The sequence below is a fragment of the Thalassolituus alkanivorans genome (assembly GCF_020447205.1).
Classification (GTDB): Bacteria; Pseudomonadota; Gammaproteobacteria; order Pseudomonadales; family Oceanobacteraceae; genus Venatoribacter; species Venatoribacter alkanivorans.
On sequence record NZ_JAJAEL010000006.1, the window covers coordinates 129,865 to 151,459 of the forward strand.

20 protein-coding genes are annotated in these 21,595 nt (G+C 54.6%); 7 read left to right on the top strand and 13 right to left on the bottom strand.

Annotated elements, in window-relative coordinates:
• Positions 1-49: 49 nt before the first annotated feature.
• The 3 genes from LGT44_RS02545 to LGT44_RS02555 all read right to left on the bottom strand — a co-directional run bounded on the left by LGT44_RS02545 (position 50) and on the right by LGT44_RS02555 (position 4,275).
• Positions 50-2,176 (bottom strand): TRAP transporter large permease subunit, encoded by a 2,127-nt coding sequence (locus LGT44_RS02545; RefSeq protein WP_145465871.1) that lies wholly within the window; start codon positions 2,174-2,176, stop codon positions 50-52.
• A gap of 93 nt (positions 2,177-2,269) precedes the next feature.
• The gene (locus tag LGT44_RS02550; protein ID WP_145465873.1) at positions 2,270-3,262 is read right to left on the bottom strand and encodes a putative solute-binding protein; all 993 of its coding nucleotides are present in this window, start codon (positions 3,260-3,262) and stop codon (positions 2,270-2,272) included.
• 2 nt (positions 3,263-3,264) lie between these two features.
• Complete coding sequence (locus LGT44_RS02555) at positions 3,265-4,275, bottom strand: hypothetical protein (RefSeq protein ID WP_230330508.1); 1,011 nt, start codon at positions 4,273-4,275, stop codon at positions 3,265-3,267.
• Positions 4,276-4,469: 194 nt separating this feature from the next.
• Between LGT44_RS02555 and LGT44_RS02560 the strand changes: the two genes are divergently transcribed.
• The 3 genes from LGT44_RS02560 (at position 4,470) to LGT44_RS02570 (ending at position 7,845) form a co-directional block, all read left to right on the top strand.
• Entirely contained in the window at positions 4,470-5,375 is a 906-nt protein-coding gene (locus LGT44_RS02560) for a hypothetical protein (protein ID WP_230330507.1), read from the top strand.
• 515 nt (positions 5,376-5,890) lie between these two features.
• Positions 5,891-7,270 carry a PhoH family protein gene (locus LGT44_RS02565; RefSeq protein WP_145465878.1) on the top strand — a complete coding sequence of 460 codons (1,380 nt, stop codon included), beginning with the start codon at positions 5,891-5,893 and terminating at the stop codon, positions 7,268-7,270.
• 155 nt (positions 7,271-7,425) lie between these two features.
• Positions 7,426-7,845 carry a hypothetical protein gene (locus LGT44_RS02570; RefSeq protein WP_145465880.1) on the top strand — a complete coding sequence of 140 codons (420 nt, stop codon included), beginning with the start codon at positions 7,426-7,428 and terminating at the stop codon, positions 7,843-7,845.
• A gap of 88 nt (positions 7,846-7,933) precedes the next feature.
• Here the strand turns inward: LGT44_RS02570 and LGT44_RS02575 are convergent, their stop codons facing one another.
• A complete protein-coding gene (locus tag LGT44_RS02575; RefSeq protein ID WP_145465882.1) occupies positions 7,934-8,179 on the bottom strand; it encodes a hypothetical protein in 246 nt (81 codons plus the stop codon).
• A gap of 167 nt (positions 8,180-8,346) precedes the next feature.
• On the opposite strand from LGT44_RS02575, the gene LGT44_RS02580 reads away from it, so the two are divergent.
• Positions 8,347-8,883, top strand: a complete 537-nt coding sequence (locus tag LGT44_RS02580) for an LOG family protein (protein ID WP_225693451.1) — start codon at positions 8,347-8,349, stop codon at positions 8,881-8,883.
• 19 nt (positions 8,884-8,902) lie between these two features.
• Here LGT44_RS02580 and LGT44_RS02585 read toward each other — a convergent pair whose 3' ends face one another.
• Positions 8,903-10,492 carry a cation:proton antiporter family protein gene (locus tag LGT44_RS02585; protein WP_145465886.1) on the bottom strand — a complete coding sequence of 530 codons (1,590 nt, stop codon included), beginning with the start codon at positions 10,490-10,492 and terminating at the stop codon, positions 8,903-8,905.
• Between the two features lie 119 nt (positions 10,493-10,611).
• A complete protein-coding gene (locus tag LGT44_RS02590; protein ID WP_230330506.1) occupies positions 10,612-13,431 on the bottom strand; it encodes a TolB-like translocation protein in 2,820 nt (939 codons plus the stop codon).
• 220 nt (positions 13,432-13,651) lie between these two features.
• Between LGT44_RS02590 and LGT44_RS02595 the strand changes: the two genes are divergently transcribed.
• Together LGT44_RS02595 and LGT44_RS02600 are read left to right on the top strand one after the other, a co-directional pair.
• Entirely contained in the window at positions 13,652-14,179 is a 528-nt protein-coding gene (locus LGT44_RS02595) for a DinB family protein (RefSeq protein ID WP_230330505.1), read from the top strand.
• Between the two features lie 61 nt (positions 14,180-14,240).
• Positions 14,241-15,095, top strand: coding sequence for an alpha/beta hydrolase (locus tag LGT44_RS02600; RefSeq protein WP_230330504.1), 855 nt, complete (start codon positions 14,241-14,243; stop codon positions 15,093-15,095).
• 18 nt (positions 15,096-15,113) lie between these two features.
• Here the strand turns inward: LGT44_RS02600 and LGT44_RS02605 are convergent, their stop codons facing one another.
• Together LGT44_RS02605 and LGT44_RS02610 are read right to left on the bottom strand one after the other, a co-directional pair.
• Positions 15,114-15,425: a putative signal transducing protein gene (locus LGT44_RS02605; RefSeq protein WP_145465894.1), complete on the bottom strand. Its 312-nt coding sequence runs from the start codon at positions 15,423-15,425 to the stop codon at positions 15,114-15,116.
• Positions 15,426-15,441: 16 nt separating this feature from the next.
• Positions 15,442-16,575, bottom strand: coding sequence for an SMP-30/gluconolactonase/LRE family protein (locus LGT44_RS02610; protein WP_145465896.1), 1,134 nt, complete (start codon positions 16,573-16,575; stop codon positions 15,442-15,444).
• 201 nt (positions 16,576-16,776) lie between these two features.
• Between LGT44_RS02610 and LGT44_RS02615 the strand changes: the two genes are divergently transcribed.
• The gene (locus LGT44_RS02615) at positions 16,777-17,589 is read left to right on the top strand and encodes a pseudouridine synthase (RefSeq protein ID WP_230330503.1); all 813 of its coding nucleotides are present in this window, start codon (positions 16,777-16,779) and stop codon (positions 17,587-17,589) included.
• Positions 17,590-18,532: 943 nt separating this feature from the next.
• Here LGT44_RS02615 and LGT44_RS02620 read toward each other — a convergent pair.
• The 5 genes from LGT44_RS02620 to rpsP all read right to left on the bottom strand — a co-directional run bounded on the left by LGT44_RS02620 (position 18,533) and on the right by rpsP (position 21,581).
• On the bottom strand, positions 18,533-19,399 hold the full coding sequence (locus tag LGT44_RS02620; RefSeq protein ID WP_145465900.1) for a thioredoxin fold domain-containing protein: 867 nt from the start codon (positions 19,397-19,399) through the stop codon (positions 18,533-18,535).
• Positions 19,400-19,632: 233 nt separating this feature from the next.
• On the bottom strand, positions 19,633-19,986 hold the full coding sequence (rplS, locus tag LGT44_RS02625; protein WP_145465902.1) for a 50S ribosomal protein L19: 354 nt from the start codon (positions 19,984-19,986) through the stop codon (positions 19,633-19,635).
• 10 nt (positions 19,987-19,996) lie between these two features.
• Positions 19,997-20,752: a tRNA (guanosine(37)-N1)-methyltransferase TrmD gene (gene trmD / locus LGT44_RS02630; RefSeq protein ID WP_145465904.1), complete on the bottom strand. Its 756-nt coding sequence runs from the start codon at positions 20,750-20,752 to the stop codon at positions 19,997-19,999.
• A 16-nt stretch (positions 20,753-20,768) separates the two neighbouring features.
• A complete protein-coding gene (gene rimM, locus LGT44_RS02635) occupies positions 20,769-21,308 on the bottom strand; it encodes a ribosome maturation factor RimM (RefSeq protein ID WP_145465906.1) in 540 nt (179 codons plus the stop codon).
• Positions 21,309-21,329: 21 nt separating this feature from the next.
• Positions 21,330-21,581 carry a 30S ribosomal protein S16 gene (gene rpsP, locus LGT44_RS02640; protein WP_145465908.1) on the bottom strand — a complete coding sequence of 84 codons (252 nt, stop codon included), beginning with the start codon at positions 21,579-21,581 and terminating at the stop codon, positions 21,330-21,332.
• Positions 21,582-21,595: the final 14 nt, after the last annotated feature.

Consider the following 21,595-nt stretch of genomic DNA (forward strand, 5'->3'; position numbering starts at 1 on the left):
GGGAGCTGCTGCTCCCGTTTTTCTGTTCTTGATTATTTACAACTCACCCTCAGTCGTAACCAATAGCCAGCGGTACAAAGGCAACGATCGCCAGCGCAATAGCCATGGTGGTCAGCGGCAGAAGAATACGCTCATGACGATACCAAAAGCTCATACCGGCGCTTTCTTCTTTCGCCAGGCGAACCTCTTCTTCGCCAACCACCTGCCGGGTAAGCAGATGGTTAAGCGCCACCGGCGGACTGAGATACCCCAGCTCAAAGGCCACCAGCGTTACCATCCAGAAATGCACCGGATCAATGCCGCTGTCATAAGCGATAGTGGCAATGGTTGCGCTGACCAGAATCACCGCACCGTATGGGTCCATGACCATACCAATCACCACCAGAATCGCGACCAGCAAGGCCATTGCCAGCCAGATCGAATCGAAGGTTGTGGGCACCATGCTCATCAGTTCGGCACGCTCGACCACACCACCGATGCTCACCGACAACCCCATCAGCATCAGTAACGCACCAATGTGACCGGTGGTTTCCGTGGTGGCTTCACGGATGGTTTTTTCGATGGAATCGTTACCGCGGCGCAGATCACTCCAGGATTGCTCCAGACGGTTTTCAACGTAATCAATATTCAGGTTTTCACGTTTCAGTGCGGCTTTTTCCTGCCCCAGACGTTCATAAACCAGAATCACCAGCAGCAGCACCGGCAGAATAAAAGGCGCAGAAAACTCATCCAGATACGCATTCAGAGCCACGGCATAAATCGCCAGCGTAATACCGATGATAAATACATAAGGAATCAGCGGCTTCAGTGCCCGTAAAAACTCAGGGAAAACATTGTCCGGTGTTTCCAGACGCATCGGACCCTGGCGTGTTGCCAGCGCCATCAGGGCAAACAGCAGCGTGGTCAGGAAGAAGACTTTAACGCCCCAGCCAAACAGCTGATCGGTGGTTACTTCGTTATTCAGTGCGGCGATGATCACCACCAGCAGACAAGGACGCAGCACCACACCCAGCGAACCCGACATCGCCGTGGCTGCCAGTGACAGCTGACGACGCGCGCCGGCGCGGCGCATCTCGTTATAAATCAGACCGCCAACGGCGATTACAAAAATACCCGAGGCGCCGGTATAAGCGGTCGGAATAGCCGCCACCGCAACCACCGCAACCGCCAGCATTTCCGGTGGCAGTTTGAACGGACGGAACAGATTAAACACCACCTGAGCAAGTTCAGTACGCTTCAGCAGCATACCGATCCACACATACAGCCCCACATTCAGGAACAGCTGTGACAGTTCCATCATCTGATTCAGGTAGATACCAATACCGGCACTGTGCCCCGCGGAAATAAAGTACACCCCGGAAATAATGCACATGGTGGCATACAGTGGTACAGCCAGCTGTGCTTTCAGGAAGCTGCCGCCGGGCTTGGCATCTTTAGGAATAAACAGGAACTGATAGAGACTCAGCAGCAGAATAAAGGCAAAACCGATAATCCACAGATGATGCAGAATACTGTGCTGGGTGGTGACTTCCACACCGGCAGAGAACGCGACTTCACGGAAGCTGTAGACCGAATAAAACAGAATCGCACTGGCCAGCAGCTGAGCACCGGAAGCAACGCGGTAATCCATCACCGTTTCCATCGGACGCAGCGCAATATGATGGCGGCGGAATAACGCGGTCAGGCCGCAGATAAGCACCAGTACCGCCAGCATAATACGCTGGGCACTTAAGCCGAATTCGCCGAATTCGGCCACGCTTAACTCAATAGCACGGAATACACGGACGGCCGGTGTTACCCGGTCAACGGTGCTTTCATAAAGGGCATGTTTTTGCTGGCACTGTTCCTGCGCGGCCAGTAACGACTGACGCATAACCGCAGGATCGGCCGGCTCTTCTTCAAATAAATCCCACTCATCATCCTGCTGAGCATTGGCTTCTGCCACCAGACGCGCTAACTGCGCATCAATATCCATGGTCGGGTTACAGGAAGGCTGTACCGGGTCGGTACGCAGCTGGAAATAACCATCCCAGACACCCTCACCCAATTGCAGCAACTGAGCATGCAATGCGTGACTGCTGTTGAGGATGACAACAAATACCAGCACCAGAAATGCGGGTAGAGCGGCGAGCCATTCGTACGCCGTGCGGTTGCCTACACGTACTGTCTGCTCCATGGAAGAATACCTCTGAAAATTACTGCTGCCGGCGCGCAGGGTATCCGCAACCACAGCTCCGGACGGAACCGCGGTGTTGCCGGCTGTTTATTGTTATTCGAGTTTTTCGACACACTCTGCGGCGGCCGGTGTTTCGGCACAGCGCAGTTTACGCATCAGGCGCAGCATATTGCCGTCGTAAACGCCTTCATCACGCAGAGAGATGCGTACATTGCGCAGCATCTGGTTGTATTTATCATGATCATCCTGTGTCAGATCGACCCAGTATTTCTGATCAATTTCGGCAGTGTCCTTATCGATATATTCGCGCATGCGATCGAATACGCTGGCGATTTTCAACCGTGATTTCTGGCCGAATTCTGCCGGGAAACGGTCTTTATGCAGAATCAGCTGGAAGTCCAGATAGGCCAGATTAAAGCGCAGAATACCGCCCTTATTACCCAGGCCCTTGTACATTTCCAGCGGCTTGTAAGCCACCGCCGGCGCGTAAGCCGCATCCACACTGCCGTTATTGAACTTACCGGAGAAGTTAGCCGAGTTGGACGGCACCACCGAAGCACCAACATGATTGACCAGCTTCATCGATGGTTCATCGTATTCAATGGTGGCAATGCGCTTACCCGACAGCTCTTCGACCGAATCAACGGTGCGGTCGCGCAGGAACAGATAAATAGGCCCCGCCGGCAGAATACCCGCTACTTCATAGCGGCCTTCAGTCATAAACTTCGCCGCTTTCGGTGAGGCAATGGTATTCACCAGATTGCGCATCACGTCATCACTCGGCACACCACCAATGGCTTCAACCGTAGCGGTAAACTTGTTGAACGGACGCGCACGCGCGCCGGTCATCAGCACCGCGTCACATTGCTCGGCTTTAAAGTCATCGACCGCGATTTTTTCATCGGTATAGGCGCGCAGGTGGAAATCCACACCCCATTCCAGTGCAATGGTGCTGTAGTCTTTGGTCATGCCATAGATTGAACCATTGGCGCCCAGTGGGTCATACACACAGAATGTACGTTTTTCCAGTGCTCCGAAGGCCAGTTGACTGGTACCCAGAGCCATCAGCAGTAATGCCCGTAACATATTCAGTCCTCCAGCAGATCGTCGATATCCAGGGTGTTCGCTTTTGGCTGAACATCATCCCAGAAAGTACCCAGACCACCGGTCGGTGTGCGGGCGCCGGTTGCTTCCGTCCACAGACGGTCGGATACAGCCATAATCTGACGGCTGGCCATAATATCCATCATGCGGTAATCCGGATTGCTGGAAGTGGTCTTCAGCGAAGCTGCATGGCGGCGGATAGCATCACGCAGCTGCTCGGTGTTGCCTGAACCGTCGGCAATCACCACTTCGATGGCATGGGCCATACGCACACCGGAGGCGGTGGCAATACGGCTGGCGTTAGCCATTTCCTGCCATGGGTCGGTGCCCTTCGGAGCGGTGTCCGGCATCATTACCCAGATACCGGCCTGCAACGCCTGTGGCAGGCCCCACCAGCGCACGTTATCCACACACTGCAGACCACGAACGGCTTTCATGGCGATGTCTTTCGGTACGTTAACGCTGCTCTGTGAACGCAGGTCACTCATTACCGACTGCATACCGGCAATAGAGCCCAGTACCCAGTAAATTTCTTCATCTTCACTCAGATCAGGACACTTATCGCCCGGCTCGCCAAACTCGGCCACCATGTGCTGATACGCCATGTACTGGCGGCTGGCTGCCACAGCAAAGGCGCGTTTTTCGCGGATACGGGCATCTTTGGCTTCGGCAATGTTCTGGCTCTTAAAGGCCCGTACGTAGGTCAGTGCTTCTTCATGGGCTTTTTCTTCTGCACAGGAGCCGGACATCATGTACATAGTCACCGCCGCGCGGTCCGGAGCAAAAGTGACTTCAGAGAACGATATCAGCGTCGGTGCCATAGCCGTGGTCATGCCGCAGGCCATCTCCGGGTCGCTGCTTTTCATGGTATAGGGAATCGCATACTCTTCGGTGTAATCGTATGCAAACCAGCCGGTTGTTTTGTAGATCATGCTGCAGCCGGACATGCTGCTGATCGCCAGCACTGCCAGCGAAATACGCGCGAGGAAAGACATGACGCCCCCATTTTCTGATGAGTAATTTTTTTTATTCTGTTCAGGATAACGGTCATCCTGATGGGTCTTACCTGAGTGTCTGGCACTGTGGTTAAGCCCGGCCCCAGTCTAACGCTTAAGCCGCCAAAAAGCTTGGCCCAGTAGTCATCGGGCCCGCGACAATAGAGTCAATCAAGGGTCTTAGAAAGGTTAAAATGCGCCAACAGCCAGCATCTCCGCACCGTCAAAAGCGTGCACAAAACGACACGTTACCGGCTTCAGAACACAGCCGGGCGCTGCAGCAACTGCTCGACCAGCATTTCGCGCTGGCCAGTCAGCGTGTGGATACGGTCTATCGCCGCCACTTTGCTCCGGCCAGAGCGGTTTTTGCCCGCCACTGGCGCCACCGCCGCGATATTCCCGGCGATCTTCTCGCCCTGCCACGCACGCTGCTCGGTCTGCTGCACCGCCGTCCGGGAGGCATTGCCAGCCCCAGTGGCAAGCAACAGGAAATGCGCCGTATTCTGGAGCAGGAGCTGCTTGATCTGCCCGCTCTTGAAGCCAGCCTGCAGCAATACTGTGAGCGTATCATCGAGCATTACCGTCATGACCTTGAAGACCAGCAGGCACTGACGCCGGCACAACGGCAGGAATTCGAGCGCTATGTTGAACATCAGCTGGTACGCCTGCATCTGCCCAGCGAAGGGCTGCGCGAAGGCATGCTGGCACTGACCATCATGCTCACCGGCCGCCTACTGGGCGATAAAGCCATGCTCAGCAGCGCCGCAAGCCTGGGCGGCACCGTCGCCGGCAGCGTGTATCTGGGCCAGCAGAGTTGGTGGGGAGCGTTCTGGGCCGGCTGGTTCGGTGTACCGGCCTGGGTCAGCTGGGTCGGAATCGGCAGTGGTGTTCTCTCCGCCCTGCTGTTATCGCCATTACTGGCACCGGGGGTTGAATGGGGCATGAACCGCCTGCGCGCCCGACGGGTGCTGCAGCAGACGGTGCAGCAGGCACAGGAAAAACTGACCAGTAAAGACGGTGTGCTGCTGGCCAGCCGGCTCGGCGTTTATCTGCAGTTATTGCCGGATCTGGCGCAGTTTCTGACGCGGCTGAAAAGCTGACTCAGGCCAGATCCGCTGACCATTGCCGACAAAGCGTTGTCATAAAACAAACACTTGGCAAGGAGTCTGCGTGACGCCATAGTAACTGAAGGCGTGTTTTTGCTGTCGCATAAGCGACACATGCATAGCGGCGGCAAAGCGTACCGATCACCCACGGAGGGAGGGTAAGTTGCTACCCGAGAGCAGTATCAACCTGCCAGGATATGGCAGATACAGAGTGCGGGCAGGCCACACAAACCTGTGCACACAGAGTATGCAACCACCGACGCTGAACCTCAGTTGCAACGTCCACTCCCCTTCCATCGTTGTTCACCCCCTTGTCACTCAACCCGTTAACCCTTTCGTCGCAAAAACCATCGTACTGCAATCCGCTCGGCCACACCCAACCAGACCTCAACCCACCAGCCAAGCCATTGACGACCGCAAGCCCGACCCATTGCGCGCGCTGTGCGCACCGTGGCATTCCGCCATTTCTGTATCTGATCAGCCCAACCTGCAACCAGGAGAGTGCTTATATGGCCGCAAGTAAATCCGCAACCAAGCTGTACGTTCTGGACACCAATGTTCTGATTCATGATCCGGCCGCGATCCTGAATTTTGAAGAGCATCAGGTGGTGATCCCTATGACCGTTCTGGAGGAGCTGGATAAACTGAAAATGGGCAAAGCGTCCATTGCCACCGACTGCCGTGAGGCAATCCGCAAGATCGACCATATCATCGGTGATGCCACCCCTACCGAAATCGCCAAAGGCGTGCCCATTGCCCGCCCGGATGGCTCGGTACAGGGCCATCTGTCTATTCTGCTGGATAACTTTGAAGCGCCTAACCGCTCACTGCCACCCGACCTGAACGACAACAAGATCATTAACAGCCTCGTAGGGCTGCAGGAAAAATACCCGCGCCGGGAAGTTGTTCTGATTACCAAAGACATCAACATGCGCCTGAAAGCCCGCGGCTGTGGCGTCGGTGCACAGGACTACCAGAACGACCAGCTGCTGACCGACGTATCCCTGCTGGAAACCGGCTATCACGCCTTTGCCGATTCGTTCTGGGAAACCCAGTCACAGGTTGAAACCTTCCACGATGAAACCGGCACCTACCACCGCGTACCACTGGAAAACCTGCCCGACGAACTCTATGTGAACCGCTTTATCGTCGACGAGAAGGGCTTTATCGGCCGCGTGGTGCTGATTGAGGAAGGAACCGCCCTGCTGCAGGATCTGCCGGCCGAGCAGCTGTTATCGCAAAGTGCCTGGGGGCTGACACCGCGCGATATTCCGCAGGCACTGGCCCTGCATCTGCTGATGGACCCGGAGGTACATCTGGTCACCCTGACCGGCCAGGCCGGTTCCGGTAAGACCATTCTGGCACTCGCTGCAGCCATCGAAATGACCGTCGCCACCAAACAGTTCCGCCGCATTATTGCCACCCGCTCAACCCGCGGACTGGATGAAGATATCGGCTACCTGCCCGGCACCGAAGCGGAGAAAATGGAGCCCTGGCTGGGCGCCATCACCGATAACCTTGAGGCACTCCACAATGACGATGAGCACGCCACCAGCAGCGTCGACTACATTCTGCAAAAAGTACCGCTGCAGTTTAAATCGCTGAACTACATCCGCGGACGCAGTTTTCAGCACAGCCTGATTCTGATTGATGAATGCCAGAACCTGACCCCGCATCAGATGAAGACCATCATCACCCGTGCCGGCGCCGGTTCAAAAGTGGTTTGTCTGGGGAATCTGGCGCAAATCGATACGCCTTATCTGAATCCGATCAGCTCAGGTCTGACCTATCTGATTGAGCGTTTTAAAGAATTCAGCAGCGGCGGCACCATTCACCTGGAAGGCTCACCAAGGTCCATTCTGGCGGAATATGCAGAGACCCATTTATAACGGTTATTAAGGAGTTACCGAGTATCAGATCTTTGACGATATAAGAAGTCTGAACTATATAACTAACAGGGCTTTGAACATGCCAGCATGATTCAAAGCCTTTTTTATCGCCCCTAAATTCACCATCCCGGAGAGATCCACGGAAGGTTCATATTATGAAAGCACTTGTATTCGCCGCCCTTACTGCCCTGTCCGCCAGCGTTGTTGCTGCGCCGGCAGAAGAAACAATCTACGAACTGGAATTTGAAACCGATTCCAACTGGACCAGTATTGAAATCCGCGACGATGCGGCCTTCGTTAATGCGCCCGCCGGCGAAAGCATGAATGTGACCGCCAAAGATGGTTTGCGCTCGTTTACGATTTCGCCGAAAAAAATCCACCTGCGCTCGCGCACCCGTGGTCTGGTAAACATGAATCTGTTTGTAAAATCCAAGAATAACGTGCTCGGCCTGACCATCTGTAAAGGTTCACCCAGCAGCTATACCTGGATCAAATCCGGCCAGTCAAAGCAGAAAAACGATCTGAAAGAAAAAGATCACTGCGAGCAGGCTGCACTGGTACTGCAGCTGTTCTGATAACAGCCATCCGGAAAATCGCCCCGCCACCTGAAACGCCAGACGTTTCTGCCAAGCTGCGGGGCTTTTTTATGCCCGTGCCCTGCAGTCAGTGTTCCAAAATATCGCGCCGGAAATCCCCTTTAAACATCGGGATCTCATGCAACTCCTGCTCCCCCTCCATGCTGAAGTACATCGCACTCTGCTCCGGCGGAAAGATTTTCACATTGCCCTGAGTACTGATCGGACGCGCTCCGTGCATCATATCTTTCAGCATCAGATAAATTTCTTCGTAACTGTCACCACGCAGCTCAACTTCGACTTCAGTGGTAAAACGGAATGACATCTTAGCCATGGCGCGGCCCTCCTCTTCAGGCTGTTTTCTGAGCCTAACCCAGAGACAGGAAAAAGCCGCGTGAAAGCCAGCACATAGACACATACAACCTAATCAACCCGGGCAAAAGAGCAGGAAGCTATAAAACAGCGCTGTTACACTTTGCAGGACAATGATGAGGAGAGGTTATGCAACGAATTGCCATTTACTGCGGTGCGCGCAGCGGTAACGACCCCAAATACGCTAAGGCTGCCGGGCACCTAGCGCGCTATCTGGCAAAACAGGGTATCGGTATTGTCTATGGTGGCAGTAACAGTGGTCTGATGGGCATTATTGCCGATACCGCACTGGCCGAAGGTGGCGAAGTCATCGGTGTGATTCCCGACTCACTGCACAAGCGGGAAGTGGCCCACCGCGGCCTCACTACCCTGCATCACGTCGCCGGTATGCATGAACGTAAGGCGCTGATGGCTGATCTGGCCGATGCTTTTGTTGCCTTACCCGGCGGTATCGGCACACTGGATGAGCTGATTGAAATCTGGTGCTGGGCCGGCATGGGTGCACACAGCAAACCCTGCGCCTGCTATGAGGTGGATAACTACTGGCAGCCACTGTTTGATCTGCTCAGCCATGTTCAGCAGGAAGGCTTTGCCCACGGCGAACGGCAACTGCTGCGCGCCAGCACTCCGGAGCAACTGCTGGCCAGCCTGCAGGCCGGCCACTGACTCTGAAAACGATCCGGGCTTAAACCTGCTGCGCGACGTCCAGTGGCTCGCCTTCATTCAGCAGGTGACGGCTCTCTGCCGCAAAGCCCGCGCCGACCTCGGAGTAGTAGTTAAAAGCCACATCCACGCCGAGTTGTAACAGCTCGGCACGCTCATCTTCATAACGCGCAACCGCAGCGACTTTGCCCTGATAACCGGCAAGCTTCAGCATTTCCAGCGTGCTGCGCATTTCGGTCTGGGAAGGCAGTGCCAGCATCACCAGACGCACGCCCTGAGTACTGACTTTCTGCCAGAATTCCATATCATCGGAGTCGCCGACCACCACATTGAAACCTTCGGTTTTCAGCGCAGCGACACGCTCAGCATCCGACTCCACACCCCAGACCCGGCTGCCGTATTCACGCTCCAGTGCACAATAGGCACCTTTACCGACACGGCCCATACCAAGAATCAGTACTTTGGCTTCTTTCGGTTGCTCAAATCCCTGATGGGTTCCCGGCCGTTCGAAACGGTTAATGCTGTCTTTACGCAACGCATAAATATGGTGCGCACGACGGTAAATAAAGCTGCTGAGAATAAACGACAGCGACATTACCAGCGCGATAATTACCAGCCAGTCTTCACTCAGCCAGCCACGGTTGACGCTGAGACTGGCCACAATCAGTCCGAATTCGCTGTAGTTGGTCAGCGCCAGTGCGCTCAGATAAGACGAACGGCCAGACACACTGAAGCGCGCCAGCAAGGCAAAAAACAGCACAAATTTCACCGCCAGCAGAGCGGTCAGAAGTAACGCCGTCATCGCCATATCAAGGCTCGGCAAGGCGGTAAAGCCAATGGACAAAAAGAAGCCGATCAGGAACAGGTCTTTGAAGTTCATCAGCACTTTATACAGCTCGGCTGATTTGGCATGGGACGCCAGTAACATGCCGACCAGCAAGGCGCCCAGGTCGCCCTTCATATTCACCAGGGTAAACAGTTCAGAGCCGCCCAACGCCAGGAAAAACCCCAGCAACGGCAGTAACTCGCCGTGTCCGGCCTGACTGACCAGACGATGTAACAGCGGTTTGATCAGAAACAGACCGAACAGGCCGAAAGCCCAGACCGATGGCGTTTTACCGGTTGAAGCCACCAGAAACACCACCGCCAGAATATCCTGAATCACCAGAATACCGACCGCGATCTTGCCATGACGGGTTTTCAGCTCGGAGGCTTCCTCCAGCATTTTCACCACACAGACCGTGGACGAAAAGCTCAGGGCAAAGGCCACCAGCAGCGCCGCTGTCAGCGGAATATCAAAGTAATGGCTCAGTCCCAGCCAGGCTGCCAGCAACAAGACACCCGCCAGTAACACCACCCAGACACCGGTATGCAGCACACTGGTCAGCCACACTTCCTTTTGCATCAGCGCACGGATATTCAGCTTCAGGCCGATGGTAAACAACATCAGGGTAATCCCCAGATCGGCCAGCGCCTGCAGGCTGCCAACCGGTTGCACGCCCATCGCATGCAAACCAAAACCGGCCAGCAGGTAGCCGACCAGGGGCGGCATTCCCAGTTGCTTGACGACGAAGCCACAAAGGAACGCCACTAATACCCACAAATAATCCATGCAAAATCCTGTTACTGATTAAGTCTCGCGCCCAGTATAGCGCGGGCGGAAAACCAGCAGCCTGACCGGTGTCAGGCCCTGTGTGCACAGTGCCAACTGTTTCCGGAGGCAGCACTGTGTCAGAAGAAGACGGCGGTACGCAGATAACCTTTGGTCTCCCCCAGATCCTCATCCAGACCGCGGGCTACCCCGAGAGAGACGGGTAACACCAGGTTGTAGCCCAGCACCACATCAATGCCAAGCTCAGCGCCAACGGCACTCAGCTCTGGCCGCTGCTGACCGCGGAACCAGGCACTGGCTGTCTGCGCCCAGGCGCCGAGGGAGATGTCACCCAATCCCAGCGGAATCATGCCCCAGTTGCGTTCAACCCGGGTCAGGAAGCGGTTAACACGCAGCACGCCGTTGTAATACTTGTGGCCAATCTGCACATTGTCCTCATAGCCCGGCAAGGCAAACTGATCGCGGCCAAACAGCAGGGCTTCCTCGCCATTATTACCGCCCAGGGTAAAAGGCTCCGCCGTGCGTTCTGCCACACCACCGGCCAGACCCAGACTCAGCGTATTACGCCCGGGCAGGTCGAAGGTGTGCTTCACACTCGCCTGCCACTGATAACCGTCGTAATCGCTGTTCAGCACATCATTGGTTTCGTACACCAGATCGGCATAGGTTCCCCAGCCGATGCCCGGTACATTGCGGTACAGTTCGCGGTTATCGAAACTCAGCGCAACACCGGCGAGGGTTTCTTCATAGCCTTCACCACGATCAATTCCCGCGGGCGCCCGTTCGATTTTTTCATGATCGGCAACCAGCCCCAGATGCAGCTGCAACTGATCTTCAAAGGCATCCAATACATGGTCACGGCGGACGATCAGCAAATCTTCGCGCTTGGCATAATAATCATCGTCCAGCCCGGTATTCAGGTCGGTGTAGCTGTGAGTACGGTTCCAAAGCAGCGACCAACGGTTGTCATACAAGTAGCTGGCAGATACATCCGCCCAGTCCTGTTTGAAATCCCATAAGGCGGCAATGCTGTAGGTATGACGGCCCACCGCATCATTGCCACTGGTGGCCAGACCCAAAGCGGAAGAGTAATCGTCAAAGCTGAATAACGGCAGCCAGTACTTAGGCGCCAGCGTCGGCCAGGGTGAATAGTCACTGCGCTCAGAAGGCACCACGCCGCTGACCGCCGGCGGATAATCATAGCGCCCCTGACGGCTGGCAATACTGAAACTGGCCAGCGCCCGCGGTGTCAGGATTTTCAGCTGATAACCTTCACTGGTGTAATCCTGATACGCCACCTGTCCATTCAGCCAGCGCGGCTGAAACGCACCGCCGACCACCTGTGTCCATTGATCTACCATGCCGGTTGCCGGCTGCAGCACATAGAGGTTAAACACGCCGTCGTAGTCGGCGCTGTAGAGAATACGGCCATCGGGCAGAAACTCCGGCTGATGCTCAGTCGCCCGGGTGTCCGTTAACGCCTGCCAGCGCAATGTGCCCAGGTCGAGACGCTCCAGATTCCAGCCCTGCTGTGGCCGCTTGACCGACGCCACCAGTGATTGTCCGTCCGGCGCCACATCGAAGCTGCCCAGCACCGTCTGATCCCCGCCCTGCCATAACATGCGGGCATCACCATCACGCTGCAATCGCCATAATTCACTCAGGCCATGCACCTTGCGGCTGCCGATCAGCTGCTGTCCGTCTGCCAGCCAGCGGATTTTACGCAGGCGCAGATCTTTGCTGATCCGCTTCCAGCCGCTGTCCTCCGACCAAAGAAAGACATCATTCAGGTCACGGCCACTGGCATGGCTGATCAGGCGTGAGACAGCCAATGTGCCATCGGCGGCGATATCGGCATCGGTTACGCCTTTTGTTGCTGTCAGCGGCTGTACAGACCAGCCATTACCGGCCGGGCCGTCCGGCTGCCAGCGGCTGATCTCCACCCGGTCTTCACCGTTATCAATCACCTGCAGCAGCGAACCCTGTGCTGCGGCGGTCACCTGCTGCGTATTGCTCAGTACCGGCAAAGCATCGCCGGAGATTTCCCGCGCCCGCAGCGTTTCTGTGGCTGGAGTGAAGCTGGCCAGCAGCCACTGCCGGTAGTCATTCCACAGCGACGGAAAGGATTTGCCAAACACCTTTTTGGCGACGTAGTTCTGCATCACATAAGGAATCAGCTGACCGCTGAACTGGTTGAGATAACGGCTCATCGTCTCTTCGCCGTATGTTTCCGCCAGGTACTGCCAGAAATAGGCGCCGTATAAATAATGTTTGCCGCGTGGCCAGTCGCGCAGTGGCACCACCACCTGATTCAGGTCGTCGCCCTGATGACTGTCCAGCTCCATGCGCATCTGCATGGCATAGACACTGCCGTCGAGACGGCCATATCCCAGCTTGCGGTTGGTTTCCAGATAGACCGCCAGCCCTTCGGTAAACATCGACGGGGTAAACACATGTGGGAACAGCCAGAACAGACGGCCAAACACTTTACGGCCGCTGCGGGTCACGCCACGGCTCATATTCATATGCAGAATATGCACATACTCGTGACGGATCAGACCGTGCAGCCATTCATCCATATGTTCGAGCCCGGCAACATCCTCAGCCGGACTGGCAAACAGGCGAATCTGCACAAAAGGAAACGGCGTGGCCCAACCGTTGGAATAGTCGTAATCATCCACCAGCACCATCTGCGTGCGCTCGTCCGGTTCCTGTGTGAAAAACGGCACCAGTTCATCGTGTACGCGCTCGGCAATGGTCAGCGCGTGTTGCGCCATCTGATCGTAGCGGGCCGGATAATGCAGCTCGAAATGCGCTGACGTGCGGGTCTGCCAGTTGGTATCCGTGCGATCCCAGGCGGCCGGAATAGCCAGTCCCTGACGACTCAGCAGAGTGAATAACAACAACAGTATTGCACGACAGATAACAGCTCCGTTCATGGCCCGGCTTCCCTGAAAAATGGTTGCCCGAAAATAGCGGATTCGTATGACAACAACAACTGCAACAACAAGCACAACAACAACCGTCCCACGCTGCTTGCCGCACGGATTAGGCTGACATAGAGTAGAGATCTGCAGGCACTTACCAATGCGCCTGACAGCAGGGAAAAACCGGTCACCGATTGCGATAAAAAACCTGTTCACAGCCGGGAGAAATATCATGTCATGGTCAGACATTTATCGTCGCTACGCCCGCTATAACCGGACAATGAATCAGCAACTGCTTGAGGCCTGTATGCCCTTAAGCCGTGAGCAACTGGAAAAATCCTGCGGTCTTTATTTTGACTCACTGCTTGGTACCTGGAATCACCTGCTGGTAACCGACATTCTCTGGCTCAAACGTTTATCTCTTATTTTTCCCATCCTTGAAGAGCTGCATGATCTGCCCACTCCGGGCGCATTAAACGTGATCTTCGCCCCCGATCTGAACAGCCTGCGTCCACTGCGCGAACGCCTCGACGATACCTATATCCGCTGGTGCGATCTGCTGCGTGCCGATGACGCCCGCGATGTATTGCAGTACACCAACAGCCGCGGCGAAGAGATGGCCAAACCACTGGATCTGGTGCTGCAGCATATATTCAATCATCAGACTCACCACCGCGGTCAGATCACGGCTGAACTGAGCCGCCTGGGAGTCGACTTCGGTATTACCGACCTGCTGCTGACTGCGGATCTTAATGACTGAGTACCGGCGGAGCGGACCGGTGAAAATAATAACAATAATAAAAAGTTGCTAAGGAGCAGCCGTGCTTAACCCTAATATCTGGCGCAGTCAGCAACGTGATTTTCATTGGCAGGGACTGCGTGTCGGCTTTCACGATGAAGGGCAAGGTCCGGCACTATTGTTATTGCATGGTCTGCCAGGCAGCAGCTGGGACTGGCACCGTCTGTGGCCGATGCTGGCCGGACAGTTCCGCCTGATCTGCCCCGATCTGCCCGGCTGTGGTGACTCCGATAAACCCTCCGAATACAGTTACCGCTTACAGGATCAGGCTCAGCTGGTGAGTGATTTACTCGGGCACCTTAATATCCGCCAGTGCCAGATTATCGGCCATGACTACGGCGCCAGCCTTGGCCGCCAGCTGCTTAAGTCCCCCGGCGATATCGAATTTGGCCGCTGCAGCTGGATTGCCGCTCGCCGCGGCGGCGAAGCGCGCTACTTTCTCTGGCGTGAACTCTGGCTCGCCGGACCGCTGGGCCCACTGCTCAGTCACTGCATCAGTGAAGGTCTGTATGGTCGTTATCTGGAAACCCTGAGTGGTCCTTTCACTCCGATAAGCAGTCAGACCCGGCAGGACCTGTGGCAATTATTATGTGCCCATCAGGGGCTGCAGGTTTTGCCGCAGCTGCTGCACTATCGTTATGAACTGCCACTCAGCAGCGAAACCAGTATGGCCAGCAGCAATACGCAGCAGTACATCGACGGAGAATATGATCCACTGAGCAGACACAGCAAAAGCTACGGCGCGCTGCGGGTAAAAACCGGTCACTTTCCGCATCTGGAAGATGCTGAACATCTGGCCATGCTATTAACGGACTTTCATCGTGATAATGATGCCGGCAGTCAGGCGGTCTTTCAGAACCTGCTCAACGGTCAGTAACAGTAAGCAGCAGGAACATCAGAGAAAACGCAGACTTTCAGCGGCAATAATGGCCAGCAACGCCAATACAAACCAGCCCCAGTGACGGAACACCGGCTGCGGCAACGGATCAGTGATGGCATTGGCCTGATCGTACTCCAGCATCAACCGCCGCCCCGCCTCGTAATCAACGTCGTTCACCAGAACCCGTACATAATTCTGCACCGGCAGCTCACCCAGACCACCCGTCAGGTGAGCCCCTTCGATAAATCCCTGAATACGATGCTGCTCAAGCAGCCCGAGCACCAGATGGGCTTCCAGTGTATCCGCAGCCTGGTAAACACACTTCATTCATCGGCCTCATACGTCAGGGATTCAGATAGGATTCTGCCCTGCTCAGCGAAAAACGGTAAATCGGATAAGGTCCGGCAGCGAGAATCTCTTCACGACTGTGGCCGATCACCTGATGCAAAGCGGAACAGGTAACATAAAGATAGTCGCCCTGACGGCTGAAGCCATCCGGCCAGCGCAGATCCACACTGCGCAACAGCGTCTGTAATTCACCATCCGGCGTGCGGCGCACAATCGCTGAATGTTCCAGATCAGACAGATAGACATTACCGGCGGCATCCATTGCCATACCATCGGTCATGGTTTTCGCACCCAGGCTTTCCACGCGGGAGCTCAGCGTTGCATGGGGCAGTTCTGTATCAACAAGATCCGCCACCCGGATACGGTACAGCTGGTCAGCCGCAACGGCAGCAAAGTACAGCCACTCATTGGCGTCATCCAGTGCGATACCATCCACCCCCGGATTAACCGTAAAAAGTCCGTACAGGGTCATCGCCTGGCCCTGCACCACGGGTTCAAACTCTCCGGCGCGAACGCTGACATCGCTCTGCAGCAGGCGGCGGCTGCTGTTGCTGATCCGGTCGTACACCACCAGAGCAGGGGTGCGTGCCAGCAGGCTGGCATCAGTGATAAAGAAATAGCGGCCATCGGCGCTGATGCGGAAATCATTGGCGTGGGCGCCCAGCGGAAACACATCGCGTGGAAAGCGATAGCTGTGCAGCAACTCGCGGCTGTTAATATCAAAGGCCAGCAGACGTACGCTGTTCAGCGCATGACGGCCATTATCCAGCAACCACAATTCATTGTTATGCAGGCGCAGCGACAGCACTTCATTCAGCGCACCTTCTTCGCTGCCGCCGGGTTGCCATTGTAACGACGGGAAAGCACTGACTTCGCCATCCGCCCATAAAGCGACGTTGGTTTTTGGTGAGGCTTCCGGGTGAAAGGTGAAGAAGATCCGCTGATCAGCGGCCACCGCCAGATTTCCGGGAGGTTCAGGCAGGCTGGCGACCAGCTCCAGCTCGGTCGATGGCAGACGCGGTGCGCCACTGCGATCCGGGAATGAAGCACTTTCTACATACACCTGGCGCAGCGTGCCAAACAGCAGGACCAACAACAGCAATACAGCAATAATCCAGCGACTGATCATGACGACTCCTTTGTTATTTTTAATCTGGACGGACAGTCATTCGCGGAGCACAAAGTAGCAAAGTTTGCCGCCCAATGGAAAACCTGCGCCATATAACCGCGCAAGACCACTCCCGGTAATCCAGCTGTGCTACCCGCACTGCAGCACATAGGGTAAAGTGCCGCGTTTTATCCGGGGGCCGGTGATCACACCGGGCATGCAGTGGATCTCGATATTCTTTACCTCGATAACGAACTGGTCGTTATCAACAAACCCAGCGGCCTGCTGGTACACCGCAGCGAAATTGACCGCCATGAAACCCGTTTCGCCCTGCAGCTGCTGCGTAATCAACTGGGGCAACGGGTATACCCGGTACATCGTCTGGATAAACCCACATCCGGTGTTCTGGCTTTTGCCCTGAGCCAGGAAATGGCCAGCCTGATTACCGACCAGTGGCGCCAGCGCGCCGTAGATAAACGTTATCTCGCCATCGTCCGTGGCTGGATGCCCGAGTTTATCCATCTCGATAAACCCATGGCACCACCGGTCGATAAATACGCCAAACATGAAAGAATCAAACCCGAGCAGGAAGCCATCACTGATTTCCGCTCGCTGGCCCATGCCGAAATTCCGGTCTTTATCGATAAATACCCGCAGTCGCGTTATTCGCTGGTCGAGTGCATTCCACACACCGGACGTAAGCACCAGCTGCGCCGTCACCTGAAACACCTCAGCCATCCGATCATCGGTGACGCCCGTTATGGCAAAGGCCGCCACAGCCGCTATTTCCGCGATCAGTTGCAGGCGCCACGCTTGCTGCTGCACGCCTCACAGCTGACCATGAGCCACCCTGTCAGCGGTGAAACGCTGGTATTCAATGCCCCATTGGATGGCATCTGGCGGCGTCTGGTTCAGCACTTGGACTGGTACGACGCCCTGCCAGAAGCATTGCGTTTCAATGAGCAGGATACGCCGCATCCATCGCTGGATTGTTTCCTGAATGTCACGGATGAGGACGACGAAGAGAGCGTCTGAAGGGCCGGAAAAACCATCCACAACGGCGCCGGGTCGCGCCGTTTCTGGTTTTCTTTGGGTTATCAACAAAAACTGTGGGTAATTCTCTGGGTAAGTTTCTGATAAGTGCCACAAATCCAGTATTCATGCGGCTTCAGGTCAGATTGGCTGAAATAACAACAACAGCCAAATCTTATATAATTCAATGGCTTATATACTCCCTCCCGATTTGTTTCAGTTTTTTGACTTTTGAATGTCCGTTCAAAAAGAGAGACCCAGCGATGTGCATAACCACTCGGAGGTATATTTTTTAAGTCAAGGGAAAAACAATGCCAGTTGCGCTGAAAATGTCCTCAGTGCCCAGCAGGAAGGGCTGCCAAAATGTCCACAATTTCTGTGCATAACTTTGTGAGTAAGCTCTTGGAAAGTATCCCTGTTTCGCATAAACAGAGGCCCCACCTTAGATTGATCACTTTTTAACCAACATTAAAAATCCTTATTTTTCAACGACTTATAAAAATCAATAGTCATTTTGCCTATTTTCAGGCCAAATTTCTCCGGAATGAACAAGCCTATGGCCCAGTGTGCATAAGATGCATCATCTGAGTTCATCCTGCGCCAAAATAGAGCCTCCGGTTGCACCAGACCCGCCCCCGTCACTCAGCCTGAGAATAAAAGGCCTAGACGGTAAGTAATCACTTCCCTTAAAAATCTGTGGATAATTCAGGGGGTAAATTCTGAAAAAAGCCGCTGCCATCTGAGCGATGGAATGAAGAGCCAGCTCATAGGCTGCAATCGGTCAGAAAATATCCATAGAAAACAGACTGTTATAGTTTTAATACAAAGGTACTAATTTAATGGGGTGAATGTGAAGTAAATCGGTGCGCTGTGCATAACCTTGCAAAAAGGTATAAAAAAACCTCCCGCAGGAGGTTTTCAGGTATTCCAGTAAACGATACTGAAATTACATCACGCCGAGGCGACGGGCGAGATCATCTGCCGGCATATAACCGGGGAACAGACGGCCATCATCAACCACGATCGCCGGAGTACCGGTTACACCCACTTCCTGGCCAAGATCGTACTGGGCAGCAATAGGAGCACCACAGTCTTTGCTCTTGTCCATCATCGCCACAACCTGTCCCTGCAGGGCACGGTACTGGTCTTCCAGTTCTGCTGAACCACCAGACTGGCGCAGACGCTGACCCAGCATATTCATGTCACGCTGAGTGTTCTTCATGCTGGTCATTGCGGACTTGCGATCAGCCTGACACCAGACATAGTTAATCTTGCGATAGGAATCGGTCAGCTCGCCATTGCGCGGATCTTTGATACCGGCACGTGGATAAGCCAGATAACGCACAGTAATACCCAGCTCGTTCAGGCGTGGGATTTCCTGATGCAGCTTCTGGCAATAGCCACAGTCAATATCGGTAAAGACGTTGATCAGGGCTTTCTGTTCACCCTTGGCTTTGAATACAACCGTCTGACTGTCAGTGACGGCCGCCAGGCGCTCAGCACGCTTCGGATTGTTACGGTTCTGGGTGATGTTCTGCGGACCTTCGGCACTCAGCTCATACAGCTCATCACGGTAAATAAAGTGACTCAGATCCGGTGTCATGTGCATAACAGAACCGTCAATCAGGACCACTTCCAAAATCTGGTTGCCAGCCAAAGGCGCAACTTCACGTACCTGCAGACGCGGACCGAAAGCCTGCACCAGTTTGGCTTCGACCTGCTTGTCGAGCGGCAGCGCTTTGTCAGCGGCGGCGCCCATTGCCGGTAACGTCAGGCTCAGGCCCAGCGCGGCGGCTAAAAGTGTTTTCTTCATTACTGCAACCTTTACGTCATCATTCAGGCTTGGAGGCCCAGAGCCCTTGTTTGTTCCGGGCCCTACCCTTTCAAATGCGCCTGCCAGTGTCAAGAAAGTAAGTGTCAAACCAGACAGCAGTATATCAGCCGTACGTGCTTTTCTGATGACAAACACTGCACAGATATAACAACAAACATAAAAACGGGCATAAAAAAACGGGCCAGAGGCCCGTTTTTTCTGCAAGAGAAGGATTAAACCTTTTCTTTGATACGTGCAGACTTACCGCTACGCTCACGCAGGTAGTACAGTTTCGCCTGACGCACGTCACCGCGACGTTTAACAGCCAGGCTGTCAATCATCGGGCTGTGAGTCTGGAAAGTACGCTCAACGCCCACACCGTGGGAGATTTTACGTACAGTGAATGCAGAGTTCAGGCCACGGTTACGCTTACCGATAACTACGCCTTCGAACGCCTGCAGACGCTCACGGTTACCTTCTTTTACTTTAACCTGCACAACAACGGTATCACCGGTGCTGAATGCAGGGATGTTGTCTTTCAGCTGCGCATTTTCAATCTGCTGAATGATTGGGTTCTTGTTGCTCATTGTTCGCTCCTTAACAGTCTGCTGAGTTCTGTTCTAGCTCTTGCAGATACTCTGTCAATAACCTTTGTTGCTCGTTTGTCAGTTCCAGCGCTTCCAGTAAATCCGGTCTGCGCTGCCAGGTTCTGCCCAGTGACTGCTTAAGGCGCCACTGGCGGATCTTTTCGTGGTTGCCACTCAGCAACACGTCCGGTACGGCCTGCCCTTCGTAAACTTCCGGGCGGGTGTAATGTGGACAATCCAGCAAGCCTTCCATAAAGGAGTCCTGCTGTGCCGACTGGTCATGCCCCAGCACGCCGGGTACCAATCGGATCACGGCATCCATCAGCGTCATGGCAGCCAGTTCGCCACCACTGAGAACAAAATCGCCAAGAGACCACTCTTCGTCGACTTCGCGCTCAATCAAACGCTCATCAATACCTTCGTACCGTCCGGCCACCAGAATCAGTTTGTCGCGCTGAGCAAGCTCTAACACGCCGGCCTGATCCAGCTTGCGTCCCTGAGGTGATAAATAAATCACCTTAGCGCCTTCCCCCGCGGCCGTTCTGGCTGCGTGGATGGCATCCTGCAGAGGCTGAATTTTCATCAGCATGCCGGGGCCGCCGCCGTATGGACGATCGTCCACGGTCTGGTAGTTATCGTAGGCGAAATCACGCGGATTCCAGCATTCGATACTCACTTTTTCCTGTTTGACTGCCCGCCCGCTGACACCATGGTCGGTGAGTGCGCGGAACATGTCAGGAAAGAGGGAAATAACCCCAAACCACATAATTACAACACCGGGCTTAAAAATCCGGGTCCCAGTCAACCTGGATTTCACCGTTATCCAGATCAACTTCAAGAACGATTGTTTCTGCGTATGGAATCAGACGTTCGCGCTTATCAATGCTGCCTTCGCAACCTTTTACGCTCATCACCTGATTACCGCCGCCGGAATCAAACAGTTCTTTCACCTGGCCCAGCCACACGCCGTCGGTGTTAACCACCTTCAAGCCTTCGAGCTGGAACCAATAATGTTCGTCTTCTTCGAGTTCCGGTAACTCCGAAGTAGGTACACCGATTTCAATCTGGGATAACGCCAGAGCGGCATCCCGGTCGGTAATTCCTGCCAGAGCTACAGCCAACCCTTTTGGCTGGAGTTTGCTGTCGGTCACCTTGAATTCGCGCCACTGTCCGTTAATACGTAACAGCCAGGTCGGGTAATCCAGGATGTTGGTCATGGGATCTGTGTACGAATACACCTTCACCCAGCCTTTAATACCAAATGCGGTGGTTACTTTACCGAGGACGGTGATTTCCTCACCCGCAATCTGGTCGTTCAACATCAGAACTCCGGTCGTCGCCAATTAAGCCTGAGCTTTTTTGGCTTGCTTCAGTAAGCTAGCTACGCGATCAGTTGGCTGAGCACCTTTGGCCAACCAGTATTCAACGCGTTCCGCATCGATGCGGAAAGCAACTTCCTGGCCGCGAGCAACAGGGTTAAAGAACCCAACGCGCTCGATAAAGCGACCGTCGCGAGGGCTACGCGCGTCAGCTACGTTAATGTGATAAAAAGGACGTTTTTTAGAGCCACCACGGGCCAAACGGATTACTACCATAGTTTCAGATCACT

Excerpts from the sequence above, each read along its gene's own strand:
- LGT44_RS02590 (WP_230330506.1), bottom strand. The coding sequence starts at position 13,431 with ATGAACGGAGCTGTTATCTGTCGTGCAATACTGTTGTTGTTATTCACT.
- rplS (WP_145465902.1), bottom strand. The coding sequence starts at position 19,986 with ATGAGCAACAAGAACCCAATCATTCAGCAGATTGAAAATGCGCAGCTG.
- trmD (WP_145465904.1), bottom strand. The coding sequence starts at position 20,752 with ATGTGGTTTGGGGTTATTTCCCTCTTTCCTGACATGTTCCGCGCACTC.
- LGT44_RS02585 (WP_145465886.1), bottom strand. The coding sequence starts at position 10,492 with ATGGATTATTTGTGGGTATTAGTGGCGTTCCTTTGTGGCTTCGTCGTC.
- LGT44_RS02555 (WP_230330508.1), bottom strand. The coding sequence starts at position 4,275 with ATGTCTTTCCTCGCGCGTATTTCGCTGGCAGTGCTGGCGATCAGCAGC.
- LGT44_RS02575 (WP_145465882.1), bottom strand. The coding sequence starts at position 8,179 with ATGGCTAAGATGTCATTCCGTTTTACCACTGAAGTCGAAGTTGAGCTG.
- LGT44_RS02595 (WP_230330505.1), top strand. The coding sequence starts at position 13,652 with ATGTCATGGTCAGACATTTATCGTCGCTACGCCCGCTATAACCGGACA.
- LGT44_RS02610 (WP_145465896.1), bottom strand. The coding sequence starts at position 16,575 with ATGATCAGTCGCTGGATTATTGCTGTATTGCTGTTGTTGGTCCTGCTG.
- LGT44_RS02545 (WP_145465871.1), bottom strand. The coding sequence starts at position 2,176 with ATGGAGCAGACAGTACGTGTAGGCAACCGCACGGCGTACGAATGGCTC.
- LGT44_RS02570 (WP_145465880.1), top strand. The coding sequence starts at position 7,426 with ATGAAAGCACTTGTATTCGCCGCCCTTACTGCCCTGTCCGCCAGCGTT.
- rimM (WP_145465906.1), bottom strand. The coding sequence starts at position 21,308 with ATGTTGAACGACCAGATTGCGGGTGAGGAAATCACCGTCCTCGGTAAA.
- LGT44_RS02565 (WP_145465878.1), top strand. The coding sequence starts at position 5,891 with ATGGCCGCAAGTAAATCCGCAACCAAGCTGTACGTTCTGGACACCAAT.
- rpsP (WP_145465908.1), bottom strand. The coding sequence starts at position 21,581 with ATGGTAGTAATCCGTTTGGCCCGTGGTGGCTCTAAAAAACGTCCTTTT.
- LGT44_RS02620 (WP_145465900.1), bottom strand. The coding sequence starts at position 19,399 with ATGAAGAAAACACTTTTAGCCGCCGCGCTGGGCCTGAGCCTGACGTTA.
- LGT44_RS02550 (WP_145465873.1), bottom strand. The coding sequence starts at position 3,262 with ATGTTACGGGCATTACTGCTGATGGCTCTGGGTACCAGTCAACTGGCC.
- LGT44_RS02605 (WP_145465894.1), bottom strand. The coding sequence starts at position 15,425 with ATGAAGTGTGTTTACCAGGCTGCGGATACACTGGAAGCCCATCTGGTG.
- LGT44_RS02560 (WP_230330507.1), top strand. The coding sequence starts at position 4,470 with ATGCGCCAACAGCCAGCATCTCCGCACCGTCAAAAGCGTGCACAAAAC.
- LGT44_RS02580 (WP_225693451.1), top strand. The coding sequence starts at position 8,347 with ATGCAACGAATTGCCATTTACTGCGGTGCGCGCAGCGGTAACGACCCC.